The following is an 18,179-nucleotide window of genomic DNA, read 5'->3' as shown; positions in this document are numbered from 1 at the left end:
AATTAAACATTATGTATAAAATCACCTCATTTATCATATTATTACTTGTCAATTTTTTCTATATAAACGCTCAAAATGGAATTATAAAAGGTAAGGTTGTAGAAGAAATTAATAATGAAGCAATACCTTTTGCAAACGTAATTATTGAAGGAACAACAACTGGTGCGACTACAGACATGGAGGGTTATTTTCGTATTGAAAATTTAGACCCAGGATTTTATAATATCACCTGTTCTTTTGTTGGATATCAAACTGTGACCATTGAAGAAATTAAAGTAGACAATGTAAAGCCAGCTGTAGTTAACATCAAAATGAATGAGGATAGTGAACTTTTAGGTGAGGTTACCGTTCAAACATCTGCATTTAAAAAACAAGTTGAATCACCAGTAAGTGTAAAATCAATTAATGCCACTGAAATTTTGAGAAGTCCTGGAGGAAACAGAGATATTTCAAAAGTGATTCAAACTTTACCAGGAGTAGCGTCATCTGCTTCCTTTAGAAATGACATTATTATACGAGGAGGAGCTCCTAACGAAAATCGTTTTTATATCGATGGTATAGAGGTTCCAAATATTAATCACTTTGCCACGCAAGGTTCATCGGGAGGACCTGTAGGGATGACCAACGTCAACCTTATACAGGGTGTTGATTTTTACACAGGTGCTTTTCCTGCCAACAGAGGAAACGCCTTAAGCTCAGTAATGGAATTAAAACAAATCGAAGGAGATAATGAAAAAAGAACGGGAAGTGTTACTGTTGGATCAAGTGATTTCGGTTTGACTTTTAACGGTTACCTCAACAAAAAATCGACCTTGTTGCTTTCTGTTAGACGTTCCTATTTACAATTACTTTTTAAAGCACTTAAATTGCCTTTTCTACCAACTTACAACGATTTTCAATATAAACAGACTGTTAATTTCAATGATAAAAACAAATTGGTTATTATGGGATTAGGAGCAATTGATGATTTTAGCTTAAATCGCTCTGTTAATGAAGGTATTTCTAATGAAGAAGACATTAAAAGAAATGACTATATATTAGGCTATTTACCTGTAAATACGCAATGGAATTATACCATTGGTGCTAATTGGACACATTTTGCTGAAAACAGTTACCAAACTTTTGTTTTAAGCAGAAATATGCTCAACAACAACTCTATCAAGTATAAAGACAACATTGAAAATAGTAATAATCTAATTTTAGACTATAATTCTCAAGAAATAGAAAATAAATTCCGTTTTGAAAATAACTATCAAAAAAAAGGTTGGAAATTGAATTATGGGCTTGGTTATGAATTTGCTAAATACACCAATTCCACCTACAATGAAGTCGCAATAAATGGTATCGCAACTACCTTAGATTTTGACTCTAAACTAACATTGAGTAAGTTTAGCTTATTCTCACAAATTTCTAAAGCTATTTTTAAAAATAGAGTTCAGTTATCTGGAGGTCTTCGAACAGATTTTAATGATTATTCAACTACAATGAATAACCCTCTTGAGCAACTTTCTCCAAGACTTTCTATTGCCTACAACATCAATGAAAAATGGAGTTTAAATGGAAATATAGCTAAATACTACCAATTACCTAGCTATACCATATTGGGTTATAGAAATAGCTTAGGAACATTAGAGAATAAAAATGTAAAGTATATCTCAAATAACCATTTTATTAGTGGATTAAAATATAACCCTAATAAGTTTCTTCAAATTACTTTGGAAGGCTTTTATAAGCGTTATTATGATTATCCTTTTTCTATAAAGGATAGCGTTTCATTAGCTAATTTGGGAAGTGACTTTGGAGTTATAGGAAATGAGGCTGTCTCTTCTATTTCTGAGGGTAGATCTTATGGACTAGAGTTTTCTGCTCAACAAAAACTAAATAAATCCATTTATGGAATTTTATCGTACACATTTTCTAAAAGTGAATTTGAAGATAAAAATGGTGTTTATATTCCTTCTGCTTGGGATAACCGCCATATTTTAAATTTAACGTTAGGAAAGCGCTTTAAAAAGGACTGGGAAATTGGTTTTAAATTCAGACTACTAAGTGGTGCTCCTTTTACACCTTACGACGTTGCACTTTCCTCACAAATTGCAGTTTGGGATGTTACCCAACAGGGTGTTTTAGATTGGAACAAAATCAATACTGAAAGAGCTCCTTTATCGCATGGTTTAGACTTTAGAATAGATAAGAAAATTTATTTAAAGAAAATGACATTAAATATCTACTTCGATATGCAAAATGTATATAATTTTCAAACAGAAGGTCAACCTTTTATTAATGTTGAACGAGATGCAAATGGATTTCCTGTCATCAATGCTAATAACCCTACTCAATACAATATCGAACGTATAGCCAATACTAATGGAACAATATTACCTTCTTTAGGACTGATGATAGATTTCTAATTATTTTAATTAACTATTCTATACCCTGTCAATTCGAGTAAATTTTACGATTAAAATGAGTGAAATCGGTATCGAGCATAAGGTTTTACGCTAAAAAAGTTATCTAAAGATAAAATAGATGGCAAAGTTATCTTGATTTTCTGTTTTCTAACTAAAGAATAATTTTTTCTAAAATTAAAGGAAGTAAACTGTATTTGTTATTTTTACTTAACTATTGATCAACTCAGTGAATCAATAAATTAACCTATGCAATTCAATAAAACAAGCTTACAATTCTTAAAAGACTTAAAAAAGAATAACAATCGTGAATGGTTTAACGAACATAAACCACAATTTAAAATTGCTCAAGATGAAGCTAAAAATTTCTATGGAGCTATTCAAGCCAACTTAGAAAAACACGATAAAATAGAAAAGTTCAAATTGTTTCGAATTTATAGAGATGTTCGTTTCTCAAAAGATAAAACTCCATATCAACCTCATTTTGCGGGTTCTTTTTCGCGATTAGGAGCAGAATTACGAGGAGGATACTACCTCAGAATTAGACCTGGAGAATCTTTTATGGCCGGTGGCTTTTGGGCTCCTAATAAAGATGATTTATTGCGAATTAGAAAAGAGATAGAAATTGATGCTTCAGAGATTAGAGCTGTACTTAATGAGCAAAAATTTATCAACTACTTTGGAGGAAAATTTGAAGGAGAAGAACTAAAATCTGCTCCTAGAGGATTTGATAAACAGCATCCAGATGTTGATTTATTGCGTAAAAAAGGATTTATTGCTATTAGAAACTTTACAGACAAAGAAGTTTTATCTGAAAATTTTATTGAAGAATTAGATCAAAGTTATCAAGCCTTACGTCCTTTTTCGATTTATTCAGTAGTATTCTAACAACTGATTTAAATGGGGAATTAATCATTTGATATACAGTATTCAATCCATAAAAAAAGCCAGTGTTTACACACTGGCTTTTTCTTTTTAAAAGTATTTTAATTACTTGTTATCAGCATATAAAGCAGAAACTTTTTCCCAGTTTACAACATTGAAAAATGCGTTGATATAATCTGGTCTTCTGTTTTGATAGTTTAAGTAATAAGCGTGCTCCCAAACATCTAATCCTAAGATAGGGAAACCTCCACATCCAATTCCTGCCATTAAAGGATTATCTTGGTTAGCAGTTGAGCAAACTTCTAATTTTCCTCCTGGGTGTACACATAACCAAGCCCATCCAGATCCAAATTGAGTCGCTGCTGCTGAAGAAAATTTATTTTTAAACTCTTCAAAAGAACCAAAAGCATCATTGATTGCTGTTGCTAATTCTCCTGTTGGTTCTCCTCCTCCATTTGGAGACATTACTTCCCAAAATAAACGGTGGTTATAAAATCCTCCTCCATTGTTTCTAACAGCTCCATTCGTTAAATCTAAATTCGTTAAAATATCTTCAATAGATTTTCCTTCTAAATCTGTTCCTTCAACAGCTCCATTTAATTTTGTAGTATATCCATTATGATGTTTAGTATGGTGGATTTCCATAGTTCTAGCATCAATATGTGGTTCTAATGCATCGTATGCATACGGTAATTTTGGTAATTCAAAAGCCATTTTTATTGTTTTTGTGTTAAACGTATTTTTATTCCCTCAAAGATAAAAAATATATCGAAAAAAAGCTGTTAAAAAAAGTAAAACAGCAATCAAGTTATCAGTATTCAATAATCCAATAGAAATACAATCATTACAATACTTTTTACCACTAGAAGCTCTATAAAAAACCTCATTTTTTTCATTTTAACAATACTATTTACTGCTAATAAAAAAGTACTTGTAAAGCTATTGAATAAATGTGTACATTTACAAAACTTATGTTTTAAAAACACATAACTATCACATTACTAATTAAATAGTAAATTTTTAATTATTTTATGTTTATTGAAAAGATATTTAATACTTTATCAAAATCAGAGAAAAAAGAATTTTTATTATTCTTGGATAGAAAAAAGAGAAAAGCCAATAGAAAAGACATTCAAGTTTGTGAAGCTTTAATTAATAATGTAAAGCCCAAAATAGAAAAGGCTAATAATTACCATGCGATAAGAAATCGAATTAAGAAAGAACTTATCTTATTCACTTATTTAAAACAAGTAGAGACAGATACCACAAAAGAAAGTGAAATTTTAAATGAAATTAATCTTTGTCGTTTTCTATTTAACAATCAACTCGAAAAAGAGGCTTGGAGCTATCTTGCCAAAGTAGAAAAGAAAGCTGTTGAAATTAAAAATTATAAAAATTTATATGCCATTTACATTTTAATGCTAGAGTTTTCTCATACTAATCATACTATAAATTTGAATGCATTGATAGCGAAAAAAAATGCTATAAAAGTAAATCTAGATCAAGAAGAATTATTAATAGATACTTTAGCAATTGCTAGAAAAAGATTACAATTATTTAAGACTACTGTCGCTACTCAATCACTAGCATCTCTCATTGAAGAAATTCAAGAAGATATCAATATTAATCACCCTTCTTTCTATCAACATCCTAAACAAGTTTGTAATTATCTAGAGTTAGTTAGAGGTTCATTACTTTACAATAGAGACATAAGAAAATTAGAGCCTATTGCTTTGAATCTTTATCGTACTACCCAACAACAAAATAGTTTTACAATCCATACATTGGAATATCAATTGAGAATATTATACATATTATCACATTCGTTGTATAGAAACCAAAAACTAAAGGAAAGTTTAGTATACATCAATGAATTAGAAAGTGCTTTAAAAGCCTATAATTTGGCTCAATACAAATTTTACTTTGCAAAAACAATAGCATTAAAATCTTCTATTTTCTTTTTGTCTAACCAACTCAATAACGCGATTCAAATTATTGAAGATTATTTGGAAACCACACCTAAAATATCGAACGTTGATGAATTAAATTTAAAATTGAATTTATTGACTTATTATTCTTATCATAAAGCATATAAAAAAGCAAATAAGTTTTTTATTCAAATGCACCACTCCGATGGTTGGTATAAAAAAATAATGGGGCAAGAATGGGTTTTTAAAAAGAATTCTATTGAAATGCTTCTACAATTAGAAATGGGAAAAGATGATATTGCCTTAAATAGGATTAACAGCATCATAAAAAATAATACAGAACTTGTAGAATTACCTCAATATAAAGACATCATATATTTTCTAAAATTATTTAAAAAATACATAGAGGATCCAACAAGTGTACAAGAAAAAAACCTTCTAACTATTTCAAAAAAATCGAATGTAGTAAGTGTGGATAATGAAATTAAAAAAACAGCTTTTTATTCATGGTTTCTGGCTAAAGTAAAACAACAAGATCCTTATCTATTTTTGCTAAATACCATAAAAGAGATTAAAATATAATCTTGTATTAATGATCATAAATTGTTTAAATCTTTCTCCTTTTGCTAATTAAAAGCTAATTACTCATAATCAATTCTTTAGTATTTTTGTCTAAAATTTTAGCAAAATGAATGTATTAATTATTGGTTCTGGAGGAAGAGAACATGCTATTGCTTGGAAATTAAATCAAAGTTCGCAATTAGAAAAACTTTTTATAGCTCCAGGTAATGCTGGAACAGATAAAGAGGGGACAAATGTAGATCTAGATATTAACGATTTTGGGGCAATTGGTAAATTTTGTCTTGAAAAGGCAATAAAAATTGTTGTTGTAGGTCCAGAAGCTCCGCTAGTTAATGGTATTCATGATTTTTTTGCTGAAGAAGAAGAACTAAAGGATATTTGTATTATTGGTCCTAAAAAAGAAGGGGCTCAATTGGAAGGTAGTAAAGACTTTTCTAAGGCCTTTATGAAAAGACACAACATACCTACAGCTAAATACTTTTCTGTAAATAAAGATAATCTTGAAGAAGGCTTAGCATTTTTGGATAAGATGAAAGCTCCTTATGTACTGAAAGCAGATGGATTGGCAGCAGGTAAAGGTGTACTTATTTTAGAAGACCTTGGAGACGCAAAAGCTGAACTAAAAGAAATGCTAAATGGTAAATTTGGTGCAGCTAGTGATACGGTTGTTATCGAAGAGTTTTTAGATGGTATTGAAGTGAGCGTTTTTGTTGTAACCGATGGTACTTCATACAAAATTCTTCCTGCTGCTAAGGATTATAAAAGAATTGGTGAAAAAGATACCGGGTTAAATACTGGAGGAATGGGAGCTATATCTCCTGTTTCATTTGCAAATAAAGACTTTTTAGACAAAGTAGAAAATCAAATTATCATCCCTACCATCAAAGGACTTAAAAAAGAAGAAATAGAATATTCTGGTTTTATTTTCTTTGGGTTAATTAACGTTAAAAAAGATCCTTATGTAATTGAATATAATTGCAGAATGGGAGATCCTGAAACTGAAGTTGTTATGTTACGACTAAAATCAGATTTATTAGAGCTTTTTGATGGTATAGCAACAGGTACGCTATCTGAAAGAGACATTAAAATTGATCCTAGAACCGCTACTACTGTCATGCTTGTTTCAGAAGGTTATCCAGAAGCCTACGAAAAAGGTAAAAAAGTTACAGGGTTAAACGAAACAGATGATAGCATTGTTTTTCACGCAGGAACAAAATTAGATAATGCTAATGTATTAACTAATGGTGGTAGAGTAATGGCCATTTCTTCTTATGGAAAAGATATTCCTACTGCATTAGAAAAATCTTATACAACCATCGATAAAATTAATTTTGAGGGTAAAAACTACAGAAAAGATATCGGTTTTGATTTGGTTAAAGAGTAGGTAAATTTTCTATTTTTTCCAATTTTTAGGGCTAATAGAAGTATGTAAAATTGCTCTAACAGTAATAATTTTATCAACATTATTGATGGTAAAATGAATCATAAATGGGATTTTTTTTACTGGTAAACAATGTACATTATCGTATCGTTTTTCAAAATGAGGAGTTATTTCTATGACTATACCAATATCAATTAGTTAATACTATTTAAAGAGTAAGTAATTTGTTCAACTTTTTAAAGTTTTCAAGCGGTTGACTGCTATTCCAAATATATCCTAAAACGGCAATACCACTAAAGTTACTTTTTAGTAACTGCAATATATTTTTGTGGTTTATTCCTCCAAGTGCAATTACTGGTGTTACTTTGTTTTTTAATACACTATTAATAGCGTCTAAAGAATAATTGGAAGAATAATGAGCTTTTGAAATACTATCAAAAACAGGGCTTAGAAACACATAATGATAGCCATTAATAGCATCGAGTTCTTCTAAAGTATGACAGCTTTTGGAAAAGGAATAACCTGAATACTTTTTCCTTATTTTTTGTACATTTTTTCCATGTTGACCTAAAAATTTACGTGTACAGTGAAAGCCTTTTAATTGAAATTTTTCCAATACTTCAATGTGTTGATGAATAACTATTTTGGAATGAAAAACACTTGGGATTTCAGATAAATAAGTCACCAAATTTTCATAAGAAATACCAGGTTTTCTTAAATGAAAAATAACATTGTGTATTAATAATTGCTTAACTATTTCCAGCTCACCTTTAAAATTATCAGGAGCCGAAAAAATGACAATTTGCATAAGAATAACTTAAGCCTCAGCAAAAGGATTATACTCAATAAATTTAAAAGGAATCTTCACCATAAATGCAAAATCTTGTCCTACCTCTAACATATCGTCTTCGTCTTCATGATAATGCCATTCTAAATTAACGCTATACCCCTTTTCAACTAATTCATTTAGTTTGTAAAGTATATATAATATTCGTTTAGAAGAAACAATATTAAAATAATCTAACTTTAACGATAAATTAGTAGAATCCTGTGGATTTTCTACATATTCATCTAACCAATCTAAAATTTCTTTATAAAACTCTTTAGCAGCAGTTGGAACAGATTTTCCTTCCAATATAAATTCTCCTGTTTCGTAGTTAAAATTCACATAAGGAGTAGACTCTGTTGCTTCAATATAAAGATTTTCCATACTTCACTTTTATAATTTTCACTTGCCTAAGCCATCCAAATCTCTTTATAATTAACTGAATGGATGCCTAAGTTCTTAATTTTTAATCAAAAAAAATAATTTTTAGCCAAGTTTTTTAACAATCAAGCAACTTCTTAACAATTTTATGATTTTATTAATGTGTACTTAAAATTGTATATTTGTTCTATGGACTATTGAACTTTTTTGTTCATCCTCCGTACAGTAAAATAAATTTGTGCAGCAAATCAATCAACTCATATTAAAATTAGATGCTTTTATCAGGAAGTATTATAAAAATCGCCTTATTAAAGGAGGTATTTATAGTGCTAGTTTATTGGCTGGATTTTTTATTTTATTCATTTTAATTGAGTATGTTTCCCAATTCGATATTTTAGGAAGATCTGTACTTTTTTACAGCTATTTATTTTTAGCTCTTGGAGTCTTTATTTACTACATCTTAATTCCACTGTTTAATTTATATAAAATAGGTAATGCTATTAGTTATGAACAAGCTGCCAAGATTGTAGGAAACCACTTTAGTGATGTCAAAGATAAACTCATCAATACATTACAACTTTCAGAAAATAAAGCAAATATTCCTCCTGCTCAATTGAGTTTAATTAATGCTAGTATTGACCAACGTATTCAACAATTAGAACCCATACCTTTTAATAGTGCTATTGATTTCTCAGAAAATAAAAAATACCTTAAATACCTCATTATTCCTTTTTTAATTGTCGGAATAATTGCACTTTGGAATGTAAAAATTATTACTACAAGTACCGATCGATTAATTCATTACAATCAAGAAATTGTAGCTGCAGCACCTTTTGATTTTATACTTTTAAACGAAAAATTAGAAGTTATACAACAAGAAGACTATGAGTTAAAAATAAAAATAAAAGGAGCCTATATTCCTAATGTAGTTTTTATTAATATTAATAGTCGACCACAAAAACTTAATAAAGTAACAAATACAGAATTTTCTTATACTTTTAGAAATATTCAAGAGGATAAAACTTTCCATTTTACTGCCGAAAGTTTTGAATCAAAAGCATATCATTTAAAAACGATTCCTAATCCTTCTTTGATGAATTTTAGTGTTGATTTAGATTTTCCTAACTACACACAACAACAAGACAAAACGGTAGAAAATATTGGTGATCTTATAGTACCAGAAGGAACTAAAATAAAATGGCATTTTAACACTAAAAATACGGAGGAATTAGCCTTACGTTTTCCAGATTCATTAATTCAATTAAAACCCCTGAATAATAACGAATTTCATTTCTATTCTCCTCTATTTAAAAACACGAACTACACCATTATCACCAAAAATGAATTTACAATTGGAAAAGATTCTATTGCTTATTATATCACTGCTATAAAAGATCAAAACCCAACTATTAAGATGCAAGAATCTAGAGATTCGGTAAATCCTTTTATTCGTTATTTTAACGGTTCCATAGCAGATGATTATGGTTTCTCTCAATTGCAATTTAAATACCGAATTGTAAACGAAAAAACAACATCAGAATATACTAAGCAAAATCTAGCTGTAACCAAAACCTTTAATAAAGAAACCTATTTTCATTTTATCGATTTTACCACTTTAGAATTGGAAGCTGGTAGCAAAATAGAATACTTTTTTCAAGTCTGGGATAATGATGCCATTAATGGAGCTAAATCTTCTCGTACCCAAACCAAAATTTATACTATTCCAACTAAAGATGAACTAGCTGATAAAGTAGATGAGAATAAAGCAAAAATTAAAGATGAATTAAACAGTAGCTTAGATGAAGTTGAAAAGCTGAAAAAAGAATTAGATGACATCCAAAAAAATCTATTAGAAAAACAAAATCCAGACTGGCAAGATAAAAACAGAATCCAACAATTTTTGGAACATCAGGAGTCCCTTCAAAATAAATTAGAGAACATTCAACAACAAAACGAGTTGAACAATTTTGAGCAAAATCAATTGTCTGAACAAGAACAAGAAATTCTTGAAAAACAAGAACAATTGAATAAACTCTTCGATGAGTTAATGACTGATGAAATGAAAAAATTGTATGAAGAACTTCAAAAAATGATGGAGGAGATGAATAAAGATCAGTTGTTAAATAAATTGGATGAAATCGAAATGAATAACGAAGATATTCTTAAAGAATTAGATCGTTCATTAGAACAATTCAAACAATTAGAATTCGAAGAAAAATTAGAAAACATTACCGATCGATTGGATGATTTAGCTAAAAAACAAGAAGAACTTTCTGAAAAAACAAAAAATAAAGAAGAATCAAATTTTGAACTCAATAAAAAACAGGAACAACTCAATAAAGCATTTGATAAGATTCAGCAAGAAATGGACGAGTTGGAAAAACTAAATGAAGAACTCGAAAATAAACACGACTTAGGAGATACCAATGAACAAGAGCAATCTATAGAACAAGATCAACAACAAAGTCAAGAAGAATTAGGACAAAAGAAAAATAAAAAAGCATCCAAATCTCAACAATCTGCTGCAAAAAAAATGCAAGAATTGGCTCAAAAAATGAGTGCTATGCAGGCACAACAACAGCAAGAACAAGCTGAAGAAGATATGCAGGCTTTAAAACAATTACTGGAAAATTTGATTACTTTTTCGCTAGAACAAGAAACAGTAATGGCTTCACTTAAGCAAGTCAATTATAAGGATCCTAAATATGTAAAATTAGGACAACAGCAACGTAAATTAAAAGACGATGCGCAATTACTAGAAGATTCTCTTTTTGCTTTAAGTAAACGTATTGTTCAATTGAGTCCATACATTAATAAAGAAGTTAATGAAATGAATGCAAGCATTGAACAGTCACTTTCATTTATATCTGATAGACGAACATCTCAAGCTACTGCAAAACAACAATACACCATGACTTCTGCTAATAACTTAGCACTTCTATTTGATGAAGCTTTACAACAAATGCAAGCACAGCAAAAAAGTAAGATGCCTGGTAGTGGAAGTTGTAATAAACCTGGTGGAAGTGGACAAGGTTCCCCATCTCCTCAAAGCATGAAAAATATGCAAAAGAAAATGGAAGAACAATTGCAAAAAATGAAAGATGCTATGGAAAAGGGCAAGAAACCTGGTGGACAAAAACCCGGAGATAAACCTGGACAGAAACCTGGAGGAAAACCAGGTCCTGATGGTATGCCTGGTTCTGGAGGTCAACCCTCGAGTAAACAATTTGCCCAAATGGCTGCTCAGCAAGCTGCGTTAAGAAAACAAATACAAGATTTATCTAAAAAAATGAATGAAGATGGCTCTGGAAATGGAAATGGCTTAAAAAAGATTGCCAAGGAAATGGAAAAAGTTGAAGAAGACCTTATCAATAAACGTATTAATGCAGAAACAATTAAACGTCAACAAGAAATTACTGTCCGTTTATTAGAGCACGAAAAAGCACAAAGAGAACAGGAATACGACAAAAAAAGAAAGAGTAATGAAGCAAAAAATCAAAAATTTAGTAACCCTACACAATATAATGAGTATAAAAGGAAGAAGGAGAAAGAGATTGAATTATTAAAAACAATTCCTCCTTCACTAAGACCTTACTATAAAAACAAAGTAAATGAGTACTTCGAAAAAATAGAAAAATAAACCATTCTATTGTATTTCATATACTTTAATAACATTATGAATATGCCAACAGAATTACTTTCCTACGCGCAAAAAATAAACTTTCCATCACAAGCTGAAAACATTCACCTTGTCGAAAAATTAGTCGATGAAGTATGTGATGAATTAAAAGTACAAGAAGATAACTACGGAAATATTTTAATAGCGCTTACTGAGGCTGTTAACAATGCAATACATCACGGCAATCAATTGGATGCTTCTAAAGAAACAACTGTAAGCTGTACTACTGAAGAACACAAAATAACTTTTAAAGTTGAAGATGAGGGTAAAGGTTTTAATTTTTATGATTTACCTGATCCAACAAGTCCAGAAAATATTGAAAACCCCAATGGTAGAGGAATTTTTCTCATGAAAAATTTAGCCGACGAAATTAATTTTGACAATGATGGTAGAGTGGTAGAATTAACTTTTCATATCTTATAATTTTTTTGTACTTTTTTAGAATTAAAACGCTAAAAAACACTTTACATGAACACAAAAACACTACTATCATCTATAGTTGGTCTATCCACTATAGCCCTTTTTTCTTTTACAAAAAATATTGAAACAATCGGTGTCTATAATCACTTTGATGCTTTATATTCTGGTGGTGCAGATCCAGGAAAAACTGGAGCTCCAGGAGAATTTAATTGTACACAATGTCATGGGGGATTTGCCATACCTAATTCTTCTGTTACCAATATTACTTTTTCTGGTGCTAATAACAAATACATTCCAGGATCAACGTATACCATTACTGTAGCATTACCAACCGCACCTTCTCCCAAAAACGGTTTTGAAATTGTCGCACTAAGAAATTCTGATGATACCAATATAGGTTCTTTTACCATTACAGATGCTACAAATACGCAATTGAGAATTGGAGGTGGTCGAACTTATGTTACGCATACTTCTTCTGGAAATGGTTTAACAACTTGGAATTTTGATTGGGTTGCTCCAACTAATCCAGAAGGCGATATTACTTTTTATGTAGCAGCCAATCAATCCGATAATAATGGAACAACTTCTGGTGACGAAATTCACCTCAAACAATTAGTGATTCAAGAAGATGCTTCTAGTGACGTAATTGAACAAAACTCAATAGTAGCTATTGACAATAGTTTAAAAATTATTCGTCATGAGAATTGGATTAACACTTCACTTTTTGTAGAAAAATCTCAACCAATTACTACCACTGTTATGAACCTTAATGGCCAGGTAATTTATACCAATAATACTGTTTTAACAGCAGGTGAAAATAATTTAAACCCCATTGATTTTAGCCAATATTCAAGAGGTATATATATGATCAACTATACAATTGATGGTCAAATTATTTCAAGAAAAGTGTTTATTTAATTAAGTGCTAATAACAATAGCTTTTTCTCGATACAAATTTTACTCATTTCAATCGTAAAAATTCACTCGAATTGACAAAGCTCTATAATAATATGCAACTAACTATAGTAAATAAACTTGTATGGTAACCATTTACGTTTTATCGGTCTCATTAATTGTTGTTGTTTTAGTTAATGTCTATAAAAATTCAAACCGAAATCATTGGAAACAACCCGAAAAAAAGTTAGCTCTACAGCATCAAAAAATACTCATCAAAAAGGTTAAATTTTACAATAAACTAACCCCTACTGAAAAGCTAGAATTTGAATATAAAGTTGAAGAATTTTTAATCAATGTAGAAATTATTGGAGTAGATACAACTGTTGATGAAATCGATAAAGTATTAATTGCAGCAAGTGCTATTATTCCAATTTTCGCTTTTAAAAATTGGCAATATCAAAACTTAAAAGAAGTGATTCTATACCCCGATAACTTTAATATGGACTTTAAAACCTCTGGTCCACTTCGAAACATTAAAGGCTTGGTTGGAACAGGATATATGGAGGGGAAAATGTTGCTGAGCAAAGCAGCTTTGCATCATGGTTTTTCTAACGAAACAGATAAACGAAATACAGCCATTCACGAGTTTATTCATCTAATAGATAAAGCTGACGGATTAGTTGATGGAATTCCAACTTTATTACTGGAAGAACCTAATCAAATTCCATGGTTAGAATACATTTACCAACAAATTGCTTTAATTAAAACCAAACAATCTGATATTCATGAATACGGAGCGACCAACGAAATGGAATTTTTCTCAGTCGCTGGAGAATACTTTTTTGAACGCCCAAAACTGTTAGAAAAAAAACACCCTGAACTCTATCAAAAACTAGAACATATTTTTAAACAAGATATGGCTGAGAGGTTTAGATAGGGATGAGTAGTTATGTACTACAATCAGTATACTTGAATAAAAAGTTCCTGAATTACAAATAAATGGATTATTAAAAAGTATTCAAGATGATTATCTATATTGGGATAAAATAAAATTCAAAATAAACTGTATTCAAAAATTATATAGCGTTTAGGTTAATCAATTCTACACACTTCTCCGTTTATAGTATTTCTTTAAAAAATAGTTTAACGAATCTAAATGAATTAGTTTTGCAAAACAATTACGCAAAACATGAGCAAAACTATTTTTTTTCATATTGAAGCAATCGATTTTAAAATCAAGAAAAAGAAGAAAGTTAGAAATTGGTTGACTGAATTAGCGCATACAGAAGATAAAACAATTGAAGAATTGAATTATATCTTTTGCTCTGATGATTATTTATTAGAAGTCAATAGAGAACATTTAAACCACGATTACTACACTGATGTTATTACCTTCGATTATTGTGAAAATAATGCGATTTCAGGCGATATTTTTATTTCTATAGATAGAATTAAGGAAAATGCTCAAACTTTCGAGAAATCGTTTAAAAATGAGTTAAAAAGAGTAATGGCACATGGTCTTTTACATCTAATGGGCTATAAAGATAAAAGTGAAGCTGATGCTCAACAAATGCGTAAAATGGAAGATTTTGCTTTAGAATTAAATCAAAAATTAAAAACAAACAACTGATTATCAGTATATTAAAATAAAACATACTAAATTTGAATAGATAAATATGTTACAAGAATATGATGTAATAGTAGTTGGTGGTGGACATGCTGGAAATGAAGCTGCTGCTGCTGCTGCAAATTTGGGTTGTAAAACACTAATGATTACCATGAATATGGAAACCATTGGACAAATGAGTTGTAACCCTGCAATTGGAGGTATTGCCAAAGGACAAATTGTAAAAGAAATTGATGCATTAGGTGGTTATACTGGTATTATAACTGATAAAAGTGCCATACAATTTAAGCTTTTAAATCTAAGTAAGGGACCTGCAATGTGGAGTCCAAGAGCGCAATGTGATAGAATGTTATTTTCTAGAACATGGCGTTTAACTTTGGAGGGCTTACCTAACCTTGATTTTTGGCAAGATATGGTAACTGGAGTTATTGTCGAGAATAATGTCATTAAAGGTGTAAAAACTGGAATTGGAATGGAGGTTCGCGCCAAAACTGTTATCTTAAATTCTGGTACATTTTTAAACGGGACCATTCATCTTGGCGAAAAACAATTTGGTGGTGGTCGTATGGGTGAACGTGCTGCTTTTGGAATTACGGAAGATTTAATTCAACTCGGTTTTGAATCTGGAAGAATGAAAACAGGAACTCCTCCAAGAGTAGATGGAAGAACAATTGACTTTTCTAAAATGGAAGAACAAGCTGGAGATGAAAATCCAATGAAGTTTTCTTATAGTAATGAAACCCAATTTTTAGAAGAGCAGAAAAGTTGTTTTATCACTTATACGAATCAAGAAGTTCATGAAATGTTACGAACTGGATTTGATCGTTCGCCAATGTTTAATGGAGCAATCAAAAGTGTTGGACCAAGATATTGTCCTTCTATAGAAGATAAAATTAATCGATTTGCTCATCGAGAAAGACATCAAATTTTTGCTGAACCAGAAGGATGGAACACCATAGAATATTACATTAATGGTTTTAGTACAAGCTTACCTGAAGATGTTCAACAAAAAGCATTGCGAATGATTCCTGGATTTGAAAATGCAAAAATGTTTAGACCAGGTTATGCTATAGAATACGATTACTTCCCTCCTACTCAATTGAAACATACTTTAGAAACAAAGTTAGTTGAGGGGTTATATTTCAGTGGTCAAATCAACGGAACAACAGGTTACGAAGAAGCAGCCAGTCAAGGATTAATGGCAGGTATAAATGCAGCCTTAAAAGTAAAAGAAAAAGAACCATTTACCTTATCCAGAGCTGAAGCTTATATTGGAGTTTTAATTGATGATTTAATTACTAAAGGAACAGAAGAACCTTACCGTATGTTTACTTCTAGAGCTGAGTATAGAATCTTATTAAGACAAGACAATGCTGATCTTCGTTTAACCGAAAAATCGCATGCAATTGGTTTAGCATCTGACGAGCGTTTAAAACAAGTTTTGCATAAAAAAGAAGAGACAGATAAATTGATTAAATTCATAAAATCTACTTCAATTGCTCCTGAAGAAATCAATCCAATTTTAGAAGAAAAAAACTCTTCACCATTAAAACAAAAAGTAAAAATGGATAATGTTTTGGCACGTCCAAATATGGTTTTAGAAGATTTTATTAAGGCGAGTCCAAAGTTGAATGAATACATTAATAATTTAGATTCTAATGTTAGAGCAATAAAAGAACAAGCTGAAGTACAAACAAAATATAGAGGATATTTAGAGCGTGAACAAGAAGTAGCTGATAAATTAGCCCGCTTAGAATATGTAAAAATATCTGATGATATTGACTACTTTCAATTTTCCTCTTTATCTAATGAGTCTAAAGAAAAACTAAATTCTATTCGTCCAAAAACGCTGGGGCAAGCATCTAGAATAAGCGGAATAAAACCTTCTGATATTTCTATATTAATGATTTATTTAGGAAGATAATAATACAATGTTTCACGTGAAACAATAACTAATAAAAAGAAAAATAACATGGCTGAAATCACATTAAAAGGAAACAAAATTAAAACAATCGGAGAGCTCCCAAAAGTTGGAAATAAAGCTCCAGTGTTTAAAATGATAAAGAATGATTTATCTACGTTTAAATTAAATCAACTAAAAGGACAAAGAGTTATCTTAAATATATTTCCAAGTATTGATACTGGAACATGTGCACAATCGGTAAGAGAATTCAATAAGAAAGCAAGTGAATTAGAAAACACAAAAGTTTTATGTATTTCAAGAGATTTACCTTTTGCACAAGCAAGATTTTGTGGAGCTGAAGGAATAGAAAATGTAGAAACACTTTCTGATTTTAATAAAGGAAAATTTGGTAAGGATTATCAACTAACAATAAAAAATGGACCGTTAAAAAATCTATTTTCAAGAGCTATAATTATTTTAGATGAAGAACATAAAATAATTTATACAGAACAAGTTCAGGAAATAGTTGATGAACCTAATTACCAAAAAGCATTAGATTCATTAAAGTAAATTAATCTAAACTTACGATATTAAAAAGCCAATTCTAATTATTTAAGAATTGGCTTTTTTTATTGTTTCACGTGAAACATCTATTTAATCAATTAACATTATAAGCTTCGATTCGTCTTATATAAATATTTTAAATTTCTATTTTATCGTTCTTTGCTTTTAAACTCAATACATAATAAAATAGCTACTCTTTCAGTTATTATGGTTAATACTTATTTTTAAAAAAGGATCAGTAAAAGTTAGCATACCTCTATCCTACCTCAAATAGTATTATAAATTGTAGATCTCAAAATTTCACTTTCTATATACTTATTGTAAAAACTATTTTTCTTTATCCTTTCAATATTTTTCTTACTCATAAAACCTTCTTTATTTCCACTAAAAACTACATCACATTGATCTGGTTTTGTTTGAGCAATAAATTGAAATGATAATACTATTTTTCATAATATAGTTTTATAGCAAATATGAAAAATTAAAAAAAGCAAATTTTTATGTTCCACGTGAAACATAAAAATTTGCTTTTTTTAGTCAAAATTGAGTAAAAACAATAAAACAACACTTAACTTATTGATAATCAATATTTTAAAAATCTCAATTCTAATAAAAGAACTCATTAATTTGATACTTAGATATCATAAACGAATAGAAATACTCTTAAAAGAGCTTAAAATGATTTTTAAGCGTAAAAT

At 29.8% G+C, this 18,179-nt stretch carries 13 protein-coding genes and 1 pseudogene; 11 read left to right on the top strand and 3 right to left on the bottom strand.

The window, feature by feature from the left end; translation table 11 throughout:
* The first annotated feature begins 11 nt into the window (after positions 1–11).
* Both N4A35_10345 and N4A35_10340 read left to right on the top strand, forming a co-directional pair.
* Positions 12–2,411, top strand: a complete 2,400-nt coding sequence (locus N4A35_10345; GenBank protein MCT4581806.1) for a TonB-dependent receptor — start codon at positions 12–14, stop codon at positions 2,409–2,411.
* A gap of 246 nt (positions 2,412–2,657) precedes the next feature.
* Positions 2,658–3,328 (top strand): annotated as a pseudogene (locus N4A35_10340) (DUF2461 domain-containing protein).
* Between the two features lie 70 nt (positions 3,329–3,398).
* Here the strand turns inward: N4A35_10340 and N4A35_10335 are convergent.
* A complete protein-coding gene (locus N4A35_10335; protein ID MCT4581805.1) occupies positions 3,399–4,007 on the bottom strand; it encodes a superoxide dismutase in 609 nt (202 codons plus the stop codon).
* 317 nt (positions 4,008–4,324) lie between these two features.
* Between N4A35_10335 and N4A35_10330 the strand changes: the two genes are divergently transcribed.
* Together N4A35_10330 and purD are read left to right on the top strand one after the other, a co-directional pair.
* On the top strand, positions 4,325–5,803 hold the full coding sequence (locus N4A35_10330; GenBank protein MCT4581804.1) for a hypothetical protein: 1,479 nt from the start codon (positions 4,325–4,327) through the stop codon (positions 5,801–5,803).
* Between the two features lie 106 nt (positions 5,804–5,909).
* The gene (gene purD / locus N4A35_10325) at positions 5,910–7,187 is read left to right on the top strand and encodes a phosphoribosylamine--glycine ligase (GenBank protein ID MCT4581803.1); all 1,278 of its coding nucleotides are present in this window, start codon (positions 5,910–5,912) and stop codon (positions 7,185–7,187) included.
* A gap of 205 nt (positions 7,188–7,392) precedes the next feature.
* Here the strand turns inward: purD and N4A35_10320 are convergent, their stop codons facing one another.
* The gene (locus N4A35_10320; GenBank protein ID MCT4581802.1) at positions 7,393–7,992 is read right to left on the bottom strand and encodes a thiamine phosphate synthase; all 600 of its coding nucleotides are present in this window, start codon (positions 7,990–7,992) and stop codon (positions 7,393–7,395) included.
* A 9-nt stretch (positions 7,993–8,001) separates the two neighbouring features.
* Positions 8,002–8,394 (bottom strand): DUF1987 domain-containing protein, encoded by a 393-nt coding sequence (locus N4A35_10315; GenBank protein ID MCT4581801.1) that lies wholly within the window; start codon positions 8,392–8,394, stop codon positions 8,002–8,004.
* Between the two features lie 235 nt (positions 8,395–8,629).
* Here N4A35_10315 and N4A35_10310 point away from each other — a divergent pair, with 235 nt between their 5' ends.
* The 7 genes from N4A35_10310 to tpx all read left to right on the top strand — a co-directional run bounded on the left by N4A35_10310 (position 8,630) and on the right by tpx (position 17,487).
* Positions 8,630–12,031 (top strand): hypothetical protein, encoded by a 3,402-nt coding sequence (locus N4A35_10310; GenBank protein ID MCT4581800.1) that lies wholly within the window; start codon positions 8,630–8,632, stop codon positions 12,029–12,031.
* A gap of 42 nt (positions 12,032–12,073) precedes the next feature.
* Positions 12,074–12,493, top strand: coding sequence for an ATP-binding protein (locus N4A35_10305; GenBank protein MCT4581799.1), 420 nt, complete (start codon positions 12,074–12,076; stop codon positions 12,491–12,493).
* 45 nt (positions 12,494–12,538) lie between these two features.
* A complete protein-coding gene (locus N4A35_10300) occupies positions 12,539–13,408 on the top strand; it encodes a T9SS type A sorting domain-containing protein (protein MCT4581798.1) in 870 nt (289 codons plus the stop codon).
* A gap of 121 nt (positions 13,409–13,529) precedes the next feature.
* The gene (locus tag N4A35_10295) at positions 13,530–14,324 is read left to right on the top strand and encodes a zinc-dependent peptidase (GenBank protein ID MCT4581797.1); all 795 of its coding nucleotides are present in this window, start codon (positions 13,530–13,532) and stop codon (positions 14,322–14,324) included.
* Between the two features lie 252 nt (positions 14,325–14,576).
* Positions 14,577–15,017 carry an rRNA maturation RNase YbeY gene (gene ybeY, locus N4A35_10290; protein MCT4581796.1) on the top strand — a complete coding sequence of 147 codons (441 nt, stop codon included), beginning with the start codon at positions 14,577–14,579 and terminating at the stop codon, positions 15,015–15,017.
* A 46-nt stretch (positions 15,018–15,063) separates the two neighbouring features.
* Positions 15,064–16,938: a tRNA uridine-5-carboxymethylaminomethyl(34) synthesis enzyme MnmG gene (gene mnmG, locus N4A35_10285; GenBank protein ID MCT4581795.1), complete on the top strand. Its 1,875-nt coding sequence runs from the start codon at positions 15,064–15,066 to the stop codon at positions 16,936–16,938.
* Between the two features lie 48 nt (positions 16,939–16,986).
* A complete protein-coding gene (gene tpx / locus N4A35_10280) occupies positions 16,987–17,487 on the top strand; it encodes a thiol peroxidase (GenBank protein MCT4581794.1) in 501 nt (166 codons plus the stop codon).
* Positions 17,488–18,179 lie beyond the last annotated feature (692 nt).

It is taken from the genome of Flavobacteriales bacterium, assembly GCA_025210295.1.
Taxonomy (GTDB): Bacteria; Bacteroidota; Bacteroidia; order Flavobacteriales_D; family Parvicellaceae; genus S010-51.
This window is presented reverse-complemented; position numbering and strand designations above follow the sequence as displayed.

Excerpts from the sequence above, each read along its gene's own strand:
- ybeY (MCT4581796.1), top strand. The coding sequence starts at position 14,577 with ATGAGCAAAACTATTTTTTTTCATATTGAAGCAATCGATTTTAAAATC.
- N4A35_10320 (MCT4581802.1), bottom strand. The coding sequence starts at position 7,992 with ATGCAAATTGTCATTTTTTCGGCTCCTGATAATTTTAAAGGTGAGCTG.
- mnmG (MCT4581795.1), top strand. The coding sequence starts at position 15,064 with ATGTTACAAGAATATGATGTAATAGTAGTTGGTGGTGGACATGCTGGA.
- N4A35_10345 (MCT4581806.1), top strand. The coding sequence starts at position 12 with ATGTATAAAATCACCTCATTTATCATATTATTACTTGTCAATTTTTTC.
- N4A35_10315 (MCT4581801.1), bottom strand. The coding sequence starts at position 8,394 with ATGGAAAATCTTTATATTGAAGCAACAGAGTCTACTCCTTATGTGAAT.
- N4A35_10330 (MCT4581804.1), top strand. The coding sequence starts at position 4,325 with ATGTTTATTGAAAAGATATTTAATACTTTATCAAAATCAGAGAAAAAA.
- N4A35_10295 (MCT4581797.1), top strand. The coding sequence starts at position 13,530 with ATGGTAACCATTTACGTTTTATCGGTCTCATTAATTGTTGTTGTTTTA.
- tpx (MCT4581794.1), top strand. The coding sequence starts at position 16,987 with ATGGCTGAAATCACATTAAAAGGAAACAAAATTAAAACAATCGGAGAG.
- N4A35_10300 (MCT4581798.1), top strand. The coding sequence starts at position 12,539 with ATGAACACAAAAACACTACTATCATCTATAGTTGGTCTATCCACTATA.
- N4A35_10335 (MCT4581805.1), bottom strand. The coding sequence starts at position 4,007 with ATGGCTTTTGAATTACCAAAATTACCGTATGCATACGATGCATTAGAA.
- purD (MCT4581803.1), top strand. The coding sequence starts at position 5,910 with ATGAATGTATTAATTATTGGTTCTGGAGGAAGAGAACATGCTATTGCT.
- N4A35_10305 (MCT4581799.1), top strand. The coding sequence starts at position 12,074 with ATGCCAACAGAATTACTTTCCTACGCGCAAAAAATAAACTTTCCATCA.